At 69.6% G+C, this 12,416-nt stretch carries 8 protein-coding genes; 7 read left to right on the forward strand and 1 reads right to left on the reverse strand.

Going from position 1 to position 12,416, the window contains the following annotated elements; all coding sequences use genetic code 11:
- The first annotated feature begins 142 nt into the window (after window positions 1-142).
- The 7 genes from Q8S38_RS04790 (at window position 143) to Q8S38_RS04820 (ending at window position 10,236) form a co-directional block, all read left to right on the forward strand.
- A complete protein-coding gene (locus Q8S38_RS04790; RefSeq protein ID WP_305679276.1) occupies window positions 143-1,324 on the forward strand; it encodes an efflux RND transporter periplasmic adaptor subunit in 1,182 nt (393 codons plus the stop codon).
- The gene (locus Q8S38_RS04795) at window positions 1,321-4,410 is read left to right on the forward strand and encodes an efflux RND transporter permease subunit (protein ID WP_305679277.1); all 3,090 of its coding nucleotides are present in this window, start codon (window positions 1,321-1,323) and stop codon (window positions 4,408-4,410) included. The genes Q8S38_RS04790 and Q8S38_RS04795 overlap by 4 nt, the downstream gene beginning before the upstream one ends.
- A complete protein-coding gene (locus Q8S38_RS04800) occupies window positions 4,407-5,555 on the forward strand; it encodes an efflux RND transporter periplasmic adaptor subunit (protein ID WP_305679278.1) in 1,149 nt (382 codons plus the stop codon). The genes Q8S38_RS04795 and Q8S38_RS04800 overlap by 4 nt, the downstream gene beginning before the upstream one ends.
- Window positions 5,556-5,618: 63 nt before the next feature.
- Complete coding sequence (locus Q8S38_RS04805) at window positions 5,619-6,137, forward strand: DUF1269 domain-containing protein (RefSeq protein ID WP_305679279.1); 519 nt, start codon at window positions 5,619-5,621, stop codon at window positions 6,135-6,137.
- On the forward strand, window positions 6,134-7,873 hold the full coding sequence (locus Q8S38_RS04810) for a hypothetical protein (protein WP_305679280.1): 1,740 nt from the start codon (window positions 6,134-6,136) through the stop codon (window positions 7,871-7,873). The genes Q8S38_RS04805 and Q8S38_RS04810 overlap by 4 nt, the downstream gene beginning before the upstream one ends.
- A gap of 124 nt (window positions 7,874-7,997) precedes the next feature.
- Window positions 7,998-8,984, forward strand: coding sequence for a patatin-like phospholipase family protein (locus Q8S38_RS04815; RefSeq protein ID WP_305679378.1), 987 nt, complete (start codon window positions 7,998-8,000; stop codon window positions 8,982-8,984).
- Window positions 8,985-9,180: 196 nt separating this feature from the next.
- Window positions 9,181-10,236: an AI-2E family transporter gene (locus Q8S38_RS04820; protein ID WP_305679281.1), complete on the forward strand. Its 1,056-nt coding sequence runs from the start codon at window positions 9,181-9,183 to the stop codon at window positions 10,234-10,236.
- A gap of 114 nt (window positions 10,237-10,350) precedes the next feature.
- Here Q8S38_RS04820 and Q8S38_RS04825 read toward each other — a convergent pair whose 3' ends face one another.
- Complete coding sequence (locus tag Q8S38_RS04825; RefSeq protein WP_305679282.1) at window positions 10,351-12,084, reverse strand: metallophosphoesterase family protein; 1,734 nt, start codon at window positions 12,082-12,084, stop codon at window positions 10,351-10,353.
- Between the last annotated feature and the right edge of the window lie 332 nt (window positions 12,085-12,416).

Raw genomic sequence — 12,416 nt, forward strand, 5'->3', positions numbered from 1 at the left:
TTGCTAGCCTTCGGCTGGACGCCGGACAACGGGGCGCGATGACGCCCGCCGGGCGCAGCAGGGCGAGAACCCTCGTCGGCGGCGCGCAACGGACAGTCGCGAGGCGAGTGAACGACTGATGCGAGATCGGACTGGGCAAGCCTTGAAGTGGCCAGACTTGAAGCGGCGGGACGGGTGGTCTGGCTCCGGCGAAGGCCTTGGCCGACGCGGCGCGGATGAGCCTCGGCGCGCGGCCGGCGCGCCCCGGCTCACCGCCCCGGCTCTGCTCGCCGTCCTGCTCGTCGGGGCCGGCGGCTGCCAGCGCGAGGCCGAGACCGCACCCGCGCCGCCCATCCGCACGGTGCGCACCACCACGGTCGAGGCGCCGCGCCAGATCGCCGATCTCGGCTTCAGCGGGCATATCGAGGCGCAGGACCAGGCCTCCCTCTCCTTCCGCATCGGCGGGCGGGTGGCCGAGCGCCTCGTCGGCATCGGCGCGACCGTGACCGAGGGCCAGGTCGTCGCGCGGCTCGATCCGGAAAACGAACTCAACGACCTGCGCGCGGCGCGCGCGGCGCTGACCGCCAGCGAGGGCGCGCTGCGCAAGGCGGAGAACCAGTACCAGCGGCAGGAGCATCTGCTGGCGCGCGGCGTCACCACCCAGGCCGATTTCGAGGCCGCCGAGCAGGGCCGCACCGCCGCGCGCGCCCAGGTCGAGGCGGCCCGCGCCCGCGTCAGGACGGCCGAGGACATCGTCGCCTTCACCACGCTCAAGGCCGATGCGCCGGGCGTCGTCACACGCGTCGGCGCCGAGCCGGCCGAGGTCGTCGCGGCGGGCCGGATGATCGTGCAGCTGGCGCGGCGCGACGGGCGCGATGCGGTGTTCGAAGTGCCAGCCGATTCGATCCGCGCCATCCCCGCCGACGCCAACATCCATGTCTCGCTCGCCAGCGATCCCACCGTCAGCGTGCGCGGCCATGTCCGCGAGGTCGCGCCGCAGGCCGACCCGGTGACGCGGACCTTCCGCGTCCGGGTGGGGCTCGCCAATCCGCCGGCGTCCTTCCGGCTCGGCACCGCGGTGTCCGGCGCGGTCCGCGGCGGTGAGGCGTCGGGCATTGCGATCCCGGCGACCGCTCTGACCGGCCAGGGGCCGGCGACAGGCGTCTGGGTCGTGGACCCGACCGCGCTCACCGTTTCGCTGCGCAAGCTCGAGCTCGTCTCGCGCGACCCCGCCACTGCGCTGGTGGGCAAGGGGCTGGCGCTGGGCGACATCGTCGTCACCGCCGGCGCCAACCTCCTGAAGGAAGGGCAGCGCGTGCGTTTGTCCGGAGCCGAGGCACGATGAGTTTCAACCTGTCGGAATGGGCCCTGAAGAGCCGCTCGGTCGTGATTTACCTCATGATCGTGGCGGTCGCCGCCGGGGTGCTCGCCTTCGTCAAGCTCGGCCGCAACGAGGATCCGGCCTTCGTCATCAAGTCGATGGTGGTCGTCGCCGCCTGGCCCGGCGCGACGATCGAGGACACGCTCAGCCAGGTTACCGAGCGGCTCGAGCGCCAGATCGAGGAGACGCCGGGGCTGGATTTCGTGCGCAGCTTCACCACGCCGGGCCGGACGACGATCTTCGTCAATCTGAAGCAGGACGTCCCGGCCCATGCCGTCCAGGAGACGTGGTTCAAGGTCCGCAACCTCGTCGCCGATGTCCGCCACACCCTGCCGGCCGGCACGGTGGGACCCTTCTTCAACGACCGCTTCGGGGACACCTTCGGCATCATCTACGGCTTCACCGCCGACGGCTTCACCGGCCGCGAATTGCGCGACCATGTCGAGGCGGCCCGCTCGCGGCTGCTGCTCGTCCCCGACGTCTCGAAGATCGAGGTCATCGGCGCGCAGGACGAGCGTATCTTCATCGAGTTCTCGGTGCGCGAACTCGCCAATTTCGGCATCGACCGCACGGCCTTGCTCGGCGCGCTGCAGGCGCAGAACGTCGTGCGGCCGGCCGGCGTGGTGCAGACGCAGGACGAGAAGTTCTCGCTGCGGGTGTCGGGCGCCTTCCAGTCGGAAGCCGATCTGCTCAACGTCAATTTCCCCGTCGGCGACCGGATGGTGCGGCTGGCCGACATCGCGACGGTGAAGCGCGGCTTCGCCGATCCGCCGCAGCCGATGTTCCGCGTCAACGGCCAGGCCTCGATCGGGCTCGGCATCGCCATGCGCGAGGGCGGCGACATCCTGGCGCTCGGCGCCAACATCAAGAAGGCGATGGCCGCGATCACGGCCGATCTCCCGGTCGGCATCGAGCCGCAACTGGTCGCGGATCAGTCGGTCACGGTCGACGAGGCGATCGCCGACTTCATGTCTTCGCTCTGGCAGGCGGTGGCGATCATCCTCGTGATCAGTTTCATCAGCCTCGGCGTGCGGCCGGGTCTCGTCGTGGCGCTGTCGATCCCGCTGACGCTCGCCGTCGTCTTCGCCATCATGAACGTCGTCAACATCGATATGCAGCGGATTTCGCTGGGCGCGCTGATCATCGCGCTCGCCCTGCTCGTCGACGACGCGATGACGACGACGGATGCGATGGTGACCCGGCTGGCGGCGGGCGACCCGAAAGCCAAGGCGGCGACCTTCGCCTTCGAGAAATACGCGGTCGCGATGTTTGCCGGCACGCTGGTGACGATCGCCGGCTTCGTGCCGATCGGCTTCGCCGCTAGCTCGGCCGGCGAATACACCTTCTCGCTCTTCGCGGTGGTCAGCATCGCGCTGGTCGTGTCCTGGTTCGTCGCGGTGATCTTCGCGCCCGTTCTCGGCATGGCGTTGCTCACGGCGCCGAAAGCCTCCGGCAAGGCCGCCGGACCCGGACCGGTCGAACGCGGCTTCCGGTCCCTGCTCTCGGGCGCGATCCGGGTGCGGTTCCTGACGATAGCGGTGACGATCGGGCTGTTTGCGGCCTCGATCCTGGCCTTGCCGCTGGTGCCCCGCCAGTTCTTCCCGGCTTCGGACCGGACCGAATTGCTCGTCGACATGACGCTGCCGCAGAACGCCTCGATCTATGCCAGCGAGGCCCTGGTGAAGCGCTTCGACGCGGCGCTGAAGGACGATCCCGACGTGGCGCGCTGGAGCACCTATGTCGGGCGCGGCGCGATCCGCTTCTACCTGCCGCTGAACGCGCAGCTTCCCAACGACTTCTTCAACCAGGCGGTCATCGTCGCCAAGGACGTCGCCGCCCGCGACCGGCTGCAGAAGAAGCTCGAGGCCAGGCTGGCCACCGAATTCCCCAACCTGATCGCGCGGGTCTATCCGCTCGAACTCGGCCCCCCGGTCGGCTGGCCGGTGCAGTATCGCGTCACCGGCCCCGACATCGCCGAGGTCCGCACCATCGCGATGAAGCTGGCGCAGGTCGTCGCCGCCAATCCGAGCACCGACCAGGTCAATTTCGACTGGATCGAGCCCTCGCGCGAACTGCGCCTGCGCGTCGACCAGGACGAGGCGCGGCGTCTCGGCCTGAGTTCGGCGGCGCTGGCGGGCATCGTCAACACGGTCGTCTCGGGAACCGTGGTGACGCAGCTGCGCGACGACATCTATCTCGTCGACGTCGTCGTGCGTGCGCAAGGGTCAGACCGCATCTCGCTCGACACGTTGCGCACGATGCAGGTGGCGTTGCCGGGCGGGCGCTCCGTGCCGCTCTCGCAATTCGTGACCTTCAGCTACGATCTCGACGCGCCGCTGATCTGGCGGCGCGACCGCGTGCCGACGCTGACGGTCGCCGCCGACATCAAGCCCGGCGTGCTGCCCGAGACCGTCGTCAGCGCGCTGGCGCCCGGCATCGAGGCGCTGCGCAAGACGCTGCCGCCGGCCTATGGCATCGCCACGGGCGGCACGGTCGAGGAGAGCGCGACGTCGCAGGCCTCGGTGATCGCGGTCGTGCCGGTGATGCTGCTGATCATGTTCACCGTGCTGATGGCGGAGCTGCGCAGCTTCAAGCTCTTCGCGATCGTCATCAGCATTGCGCCGCTCGGCATGATCGGCGTCGTCGGCGCGCTGCTGCTGTCCGGCAAGCCGCTGGGCTTCGTTGCCCTGCTCGGCGTGCTCGCGTTGATCGGCATCATCACCAAGAACGCGGTCATCCTGATCGGCCAGATCGAGGCGGAGCGGGCCGACGGCAAGAGCATCACCCAGGCTGCGATGGACGCGGCCTCGACGCGCTTCCGGCCGATCATGCTGACGGCGATCTCGACGGTGCTCGGCATGATCCCGATCGCGCCGACCGTGTTCTGGGGCCCGATGGCCTTCGCGATCATGGGCGGTCTGCTCGTCGCCACCGTGCTGACGCTGATCCTGCTGCCGGTGCTCTACGTCACCGTGTTCGGCGGTGCCTCGCCCGCCGCCGACCAGGCGAAGGGCGTGGCACCCGAGACCGTGGGAGCGCCTGCGCGATGACCCGACATCCTGGCACTCCACCCTCGCCCCGCCGGCCACGCGCCCTGCCGCGCCTGGGCGCCCTCGCGCTGCTGCTGGCGCTTGCGGCCTGCGACAGCGCCGAAAAAACGGCCCCGAGCGCCGGTCGGCCGGTGCAGGTCGTCCAGGTCCAGGCCAGCAAGCTCGCCGCGGGCGTCGAACTCAGCGGCGAGATCCAGGCCGAGAAGACGGTGTCGCTCGCCTTCCGGATCGCCGGCCGCATGGCCGAGCGGCCGGTCAATGTCGGGGATCGCGTTGCACCTGGCCAGATCGTCGCCAAGCTCGACCGGACGATCGAGACCAATGCCGTCGCGGCCGCCCGCGCCGCGCTGGAGGCGGCGCGGGGCGAGGTGGTCACTGCGCGCAGCACTTTCGAGCGCCAGGAGCGGTTGATGGACCAGGGTTTCACGACCCGCCCGCGCTTCGATGCCGCCCAGAAGGCGCAGGAAACCGCCCAGGCGGCGCTGGAGAACGCCGAGGCGCAGCTCGAACAGGCGCAGGACAGGCTCGGCTTCACCGATCTGCGCGCCGACGTCGCCGGCATCGTGACGGTGCGCAGCGCCGAGCCCGGCGAGGTCGTGCAGCCCGGGCAGGCGATCCTGCAGATCGCCCGCGAGGATGGCCGCGACGCGGTCTTCGCCGTGCCGGCGCGGCTGCTGGAGTCCAAGACCGGCGATCCCCTCGTCAGCGTCGTGCTGGCGGAGGCGCCTGGCATCAGCGCGGTCGGCCGCATCCGCGAGATCGCGCCGCAGGCCGACCCGGTCACCCGCACCTTCCAGGTCCGGGTCGGGCTGCAGGATCCCCCCGAGGCGATGCGGCTGGGCTCGACCGTGGTGGGATCGGTCGAGACGACCTCCTCCGTGATCATGTCGATCCCCGCCAAGGCGCTGACCCGGTCGGGCGCCTCGCCCGCCGTCTGGATCGTCGATCCCAAGACCTCGACGGTCAGCCTGCGGCCGGTCGACATCCTGCGCTTCGACCCGGACCACGTCGTCGTCTCGCAGGGGCTCGTCCCGGGCGAGATGATCGTCGCGGCCGGCGTGCAGGCGCTGCATCCGGGCCAGCGCGTCGCGCCGCTGCCTCCCGCGCGCAGCGCGGCGACCGCTGCCGCCAGGGCGCCGGGCTGACGCGCCCATCACGCGATCGCCGCCGCTGCGGCGACCGTCCCGTTCAACCGAAGGACATCTCCCATGAGCGATCTGGTCTTCATCGCCTTCCCGACCGAGCAGAAGGCCGAGGAGGTCCGCCAGAAGATCCTGGCGATGCAGCGCGAATATCTGATCGAGCTCGGCGACGCCGTCGTCGTGGTCAAGGACCAGGCCGGCCAGATCAAGCTCAACCAGCTGATCAACCTGACGACGACCGGCGCGGCCTCGGGCGCGCTCTGGGGCACGCTGATCGGCTTCATCTTCATGGCGCCGCTGCTGGGCACGGCGCTGGGCGCGGCCTCCGGCGCGCTGGGCGGCAAGCTGACCGATGTCGGCATCAACGACCAGTTCATGAAGGATGCGGCCGCCGCGCTGCAGCCGAGCACGGCCGGGCTGTTCCTGCTGATCCGCAAGATGACGACCGACAAGGTCCTGGCCGATCTGCGCGGCAGCGGCGGCACGCTGATGAGCACCTCCTTCGACGAGACCAAGGAAGCGGCACTGCGCGAGGCGCTCGCCGCCGCGGCCCCCGGCGAGACGGTGACGCCGGCAACGACATGATCGCGCCCGGGGTGGGCGGCCCGATGGCGGAGCGGGCGCAATGGGCGCTCGCGACCGCCAGGCTCGCCGACTTCCAGCCGCTTCTGCCGGCCGAGGAGGAGGTCGTCGCCCGCCTGCTCAGCGGCACCTATGACCGCCTCGGTGACGGCAGCCGGCCCACCGCGCCGGACCCGAGCCGGGTCGTCAGAGCCGCCTTCCTGCGGTTCCTCATGCTCGGCGGCGAACCGGGTTGCCGGCCGCATGAAAAGGGCGTCCGCATCACCGGCGCCTGGATCGTCGATACCCTCGATCTCGAAGCCTGCCATGTCTTCCGCGACATCGGCCTGATCGACTGCCATTTCGAGGCGACGCCGATCCTGCGCGCGGCGATCATCAACCGCCTGTTTCTGGACGGTTCGTCTCTGCCCGGTCTCGAGGCCGAACGGCTGGAGGCGCGCGGAGGGGTCTATCTGCGCGGCGCGCAGGTAACGGGCGAGATCAACGTGGCGCAGTCGCGCTTCGGCGGAAACTTCGAGTGCGACGGCGCGACGTTTCGCGTCGCCGGCGGCCATGCGATCGACGCCGGAGCGATCGAGCTGCGCAACCTTCTGCTCAGAGGGGCGACGCTGCGAGGCGGCCTCGCCATCGCCGGCGCGCGGATCGCGGCCGATCTAGACTGCTCGGGTGTGGTCATCGAGGGCGTCGAAAGCCTCGCAGTCGATGGCACGGAAACCGAGATCGGCGGCAGCGTCGTTCTGCGCAAGGCCCGGGCGGATGGTGAGGTCAGGCTCGTGGCCTCGGTGATCGGCGGCGATCTCGATGCCAGCGGCGCGGCGCTGACCCATGCCGGCGCGATGGCGCTGGACATCAGCCGCTGCGCCATCAAGGGCGCCTTCTTCCTGCGCGGCGAAGCCTCCGTCGCGGGCGCGCTGTCGATGACCGGCGCCTCGATCGGCACCATCCATGACGAGGTGGCGTCCTGGCCGGCGGCCGGTGACCTGCTGCTCAACCGCTGCCGCTACGGCGCCTTCATCGCCGCGCCCGTGGATGCGGCGAGCCGGCTCGACTGGCTCTCGCGACAGACCCCCGAACGCTGGGGCGAGGATTTCTGGCCCCAACCCTATGAGCAGCTCGCCGCGGTCTTTCGCGAGATGGGCCATGGCGAGGATGCCCGCGCCGTCCTCATCGTCAAGGAGCGGCTGCAGCGACGCGCGCGGCGGGCGCGGGCGAAGAGCCCGCTCTGGCGCGCCGCGCTGACGCTGACCGACGGCTTCCTCGCCGCCACGCTGGTCTATGGCCGCCAGCCGCTGCTCGCCTTCGTCTGGCTGATCCTGTTCTGGCTCGTCGGCGTCGGCATCTTCGGGATGGCGGAGCGGGCCGGCGCCTTCAAGCCCAACAGCGCGGTCGTGCTGCGCGCGCCGGAATGGACGCTCTGCGGTGTCGAACGCACCCAGCAAAGGCTGCTCGGCGCGCCGCCGCAAGCCACGCAGGGGCGCGCCGCGCCGGGCCAGACGCAGCTCGCCTGCTATCGCGAGCAGGGCGAGGCGTCGAGCTATCCGGAGTTCAACCCGTGGTTCTATTCGCTCGACACGCTGTTGCCCGTGCTCGATCTCGGGCAGAAATCCTTCTGGCGGCCCGATCCGGTGGGCCGTCACGGGCGGGTCGCGATCAGCTATTTCTATCTTCAGGCGATCGTCGGCTGGGCGCTGAGCCTGCTGGCGGTGGCGGGCTTTTCCGGGCTGGTGAAATCGCCATGATCGGGCCGGGACGCAAGGTGGCGAGGGGGTGCGGGTGAGCAGGACGGCGAAGACGGCAGCAAAGACGGCGGCAGGGACCGAGGGAGCCCGGGCGGCGCGACAGCCGCTGGTGATCGATCTGGCGCTGCAGGGCGGCGGCGCGCATGGCGCCTTCACGTGGGGTGTGCTCGACCGCATCCTCGAGGAAGACTGGCTGACGATCAGCGCGATCTCCGGCACATCGGCCGGCGCGATGAACGCCGCCGTGCTGGCCTCCGGCTTCGCCAAGGCCGGCCGCGAGGGCGCGCGGCAGGCGCTGGAGGCCTTCTGGCGCAAGACCTCGGACGCCGCCCGCTTCAGCCCGTTCCAGCGCAGCCCGCTCGATGTCCTGCTGGGGCGCTGGACGCTCGACAACTCGCCGCTCTTCGTCGCGATGGACATGATGTCCCGCGTGGTCTCGCCCTACAGCCTCAATCCCGGCGGGGCGAACCCGCTGGCCGACATCCTGGCCGAGGTGATCGATTTCGAGGCGCTGGCGGCTGGCCCGATCAAGCTCTTCGTCACCGCCACCAATGTCCGCACCGGCCGCGGCCGGGTCTTCCGCAACGCCGAGATCACGCCGCAGGTGCTGCTCGCCTCGGCCTGCCTGCCGACGCTCTTCCAGGCGATCGAGATCGACGGCGACGGCTATTGGGACGGCGGTTATTCCGGCAACCCGACGATGACGCCGCTGATCCAGGAGAGCGATGCACTCGACACCATCCTGGTCCAGATCAACCCGGTCGAGCGGCCGGGCACGCCGACCACCGCCCGCGACATCCTCAACCGCCTCAACGAGGTCTCCTTCAACAGCGTCCTGCTCAAGGAACTCAGGATGATGGCGCTGCTGCGCAACAGCGCCAACCCCCGGGATCGCGAGGGCGCGCGCTGGGCCGGGATGCGGATCCACCGGGTCACCAGCGACAGGATGGCGGAGCTCGGCTATTCCTCGAAGCTCAACGCGGAATGGGAGTTCCTGACCATGCTGCGGGCGGAGGGGCGGCAGTCGGCGGAAGCCTTCTACAGAGCGCACAAGGACGATCTCGGCCAGCGCTCGACACTCGATCTCGACGAACTGACGCAGGGCGTGTGACCCCCCTCAACCGCTTGATCTTCGGGATAACCGCGCCGGTCATCCCGGGCGACCGGAGGGAGACCCGGGATCCATTCCCGAACCTCTCCGATCAATGCTCCGGAATGGATCCTGGATCTTCGCTTCGCTGCGTCCGGGATGACGGCGCAGCTCTTTCGCCCAAGCTCCGCGCGGGCAGCAACCGACAGGACCACGAATGACCAGCGGCAGGATTCACCAGGGCGCGCAGGTTCTGATCGCGATCATCCTCGTGGTCGCGGCCTTGTCCGTCGCCAGCTCCGTCTTCGCACCCGTCGCGTTCGCGCTGTTCATCATCGCGCTGGTCTGGCCGCTGCAGCGCAGCCTGCAGGGCTTCCTGCCGCGCATGCTGGCGCTGGCGATCAGCATCGTGGTGATGGTGCTCGCCTTCTTCGCCTTCGGCTCGCTGATCGTCTGGGCCTTCGGCCGCGTCGGGCGCTGGATCGCGGCCGATGCCACGCGGTTCCAGCAGCTCTACGACCAGGCGGCTCTCTGGCTCGAAGGCCATGGCATCGCCGTGACCGGGCTCTGGGCGGAGAACTTCAACGTCGCCTGGATGTTGCGCATGGCGCAGACGATCAGCGGCCGTCTCAACACCACGATGAGCTTCTGGCTGGTGGTGCTGGTCTATGTCATCCTCGGCCTGCTCGAGGTCGAGGATTTCGGCCGCAAGCTCAAGGGCATGCGCAACCGCCTTGTCGGCGACGTGCTGCTGCGCGGCAGCACGCAGACCGCCGCCAAGCTGCATCGCTACATGCTGGTGCGGACCGTGATGAGCCTGATCACCGGCGTGCTGGTCTGGGGCTTCGCCACGGCCGTGGGCCTGCCGCTGGCGGCGGAATGGGGCTTCATCGCCTTCTCGCTGAACTACATCCCATTCCTCGGACCGCTGGTGGCGACCGTCTTCCCGACGCTGTTCGCCATGACACAGTTCGGCTCCTGGCAGGCGGTGGTCGCGGTCTTCGCCTGCCTGAACCTGATCCAGTTCATCGTCGGCAGCTATATCGAGCCCCGCGTCGCCGGCAGCGCGCTCTCGATGTCACCGACGCTGGTTTTGTTCTCGGTGTTCTTCTGGGCCTATCTCTGGGGCGTGTTCGGCGCCTTCATCGGCGTGCCCCTCACCATCGCGCTCTTGACCTTCTGCGCCCAGCATCCGGCGAGCCTCTGGGTGGCGGAGCTGTTCGGTTCGGGCGCGCCCGAACCGATCCCGGCCAACGACGTCGTCAAGGTTTGAGGGACGCCTACGCTCAGCCCCCTCGTCATTGCGAGCGCAGCGACGCAATCCAGAGGACGTCGAGCGAGCCCTTCTGGATTGCTTCGCTGCGCTCGCAATGACGAAGGGATCGCTTCAAGCGCCGAGCGCGGGCCTGATCTCGACCCGCTCCGGCGCCATCAGCGCCAGCCCGCCATCCGCGCGCGCACCCAGCCGGTGGATGTAGAAGGCGGTCGGCTCGTCATTCGTCGCCTCCATCACCGGGGAGGGCGCCGAGACGATGCGCAGCGGGCCGCATCGGCCGATCCAGTCGATATGACGGTGGCCATGCATCGCGACGAGCCGGTGCGCCTGCGGCTTCAGCAGCCGCACGAAGCGGCTGCCATTGATCAGCGCGGTGCCGATCCGCTCGGAGAAGGCCTTGGCCTGCTGCGGATACTCGACCGGGTGGTGATGCAGCGCCACGATGAAGCGGGCACGGGGATATTGCGCCACCGCCGCCAGCATCGCCTGCATGTCCTCCTCCGCGACGAGACCGAGCGCGTTGGTGAAGGAGAAATGCGTTTCCGCATTCGAGTTCAGCAGCACGACGCCGAGCCCGTCCGGTTCGGCCGGCGGCAGCACCATCGGGAAGGACGCCTCCCAGATCGCCGACAGCCCCCGCGACAGGCGCAGGCCCCCCGCATCGGCGAAGGCCGCGATCGCGGCACGATGCGGGGCCAGCCGCTCCGAGAGCGTCTGGCCGATCTGGCCGGCCGTCTTGTCGACGACATGGACGCGCGCGCCCTGCACGGCTTCCGTCACCGACAGCGTCCGCATCTGGCGCAGGCGTTTTCCGGGGCTGCCAGGCAATTCGAGCCGCGCCGGATTGGCCCGGTCGACGATGTTGACGTCGTGGTTGCCGGGCAGGATCAGCGTCAGCGCCGCGAGGTCGGGATGGCGGGCGAGCGCGTCGAGGAACTCGCCCCATTCGGCCGAGCGGCCGGCATCGGTCATGTCGCCGGTGATCAGCACGAGATCGAGCGGCGTGGTGGCATGGATTGCGGCCAGCCGCTCCAGTGCGAGGTGCAGGCGATCATTGCCGCGCGGCCCGGCCCGGCCGCTCTCGATGCGAAAGCCATAGCGCTCGCCGACGACATGGATGTCCGACAGATGCGCCACCCGCCAGATCCTGTCGGATGAGGCGGCCTCGTCGAATTTCCCGATCCCGCGCGGCTGGCTCATCGTTCCGTCGGCAATGCCCCAGAGTAGCGCGGCCCCGGCGAAATAGACGCTCATCACGGCGATGGTGTTGGCCAGCGCCGGCCGCACCAGCCGCAAGGGGTAGGCGAGATCGGCGACCTCGCCGGACCAGCGCGTCGCCGGCCAGACGGACGCCGTGATCGCCAACGCGACGAGCGCAGCACCGGCACCCGCGGCGAAGGCTGTCAGCCCCCGCAACCGCGCGCGGCTGTCCTCGCTCGCATCCACGGAGAGAAAGCGCTCGGCGAGATGGCGCAGCCCCTCGCGGGCGAGCACATAGCCGGGCTGGACGGCCAGCGAGATCAGCGACCAGAAGCTGCGCTCGACGGCCCGCAGCAGCGGCCGCAGGCCAAACCAGCCGATCGCGGCGACAAGTCCCAGCAGGAGGAACGGCCCGATGCCGGCCAGCGCCAGGATACGGTCGGCTACGTCGTCATACCAGGCGGTGACCACCAGCGGCGCGACGCCGAGCAGAATACCGGGCACCAGCGCCAGGATGATCCAGGCCAGGGCGAGCTTGGGCAGGTTGATCTCGCCCAGCAGCGTCCCGGCGATGGCGAGCAGCGAATGCGTCTTGGTGCTGCTGGCGTCGTCCTCGGCGTCGCCGCGGCGCGGTTCGATCAGCATCGGCCGGGCGCCGCTGCGCAAGGCCTGGCACGATCCGTGCCGCTGCCCGGCAAGAGGGCGGGCGCTTCCAGACGACACTCAGCAACCATCGATGCGACCCGAAAAGGCCCACCCGAAAATGGGACGGCGGGCACAGAACTGAGACAGGCGGCAGATGCTCGCCCGAACCCCGGATGCTAGCCTGACGGCAGAGCGAAATGCAAGATGATACTGCGCAATCAGGCAAGAGATCGCGTTTTTCCATGAAGACGCAAAGACAAAAATCGTCTTCGTACAGTGGAGCGCCCAATTGTCTTCGCGCCTCGTCTTCGGCTCGCCGCTCGCGCAGGCCT

It is taken from the genome of Allobosea sp. (genome assembly GCF_030695125.1).
Classification (GTDB): domain Bacteria; phylum Pseudomonadota; class Alphaproteobacteria; order Rhizobiales; family Beijerinckiaceae; genus Allobosea.

Excerpts from the sequence above, each read along its gene's own strand:
- Q8S38_RS04795 (WP_305679277.1), top strand. The coding sequence starts at position 1,321 with ATGAGTTTCAACCTGTCGGAATGGGCCCTGAAGAGCCGCTCGGTCGTG.
- Q8S38_RS04800 (WP_305679278.1), top strand. The coding sequence starts at position 4,407 with ATGACCCGACATCCTGGCACTCCACCCTCGCCCCGCCGGCCACGCGCC.
- Q8S38_RS04805 (WP_305679279.1), top strand. The coding sequence starts at position 5,619 with ATGAGCGATCTGGTCTTCATCGCCTTCCCGACCGAGCAGAAGGCCGAG.
- Q8S38_RS04810 (WP_305679280.1), top strand. The coding sequence starts at position 6,134 with ATGATCGCGCCCGGGGTGGGCGGCCCGATGGCGGAGCGGGCGCAATGG.
- Q8S38_RS04820 (WP_305679281.1), top strand. The coding sequence starts at position 9,181 with ATGACCAGCGGCAGGATTCACCAGGGCGCGCAGGTTCTGATCGCGATC.
- Q8S38_RS04825 (WP_305679282.1), bottom strand. The coding sequence starts at position 12,084 with ATGCTGATCGAACCGCGCCGCGGCGACGCCGAGGACGACGCCAGCAGC.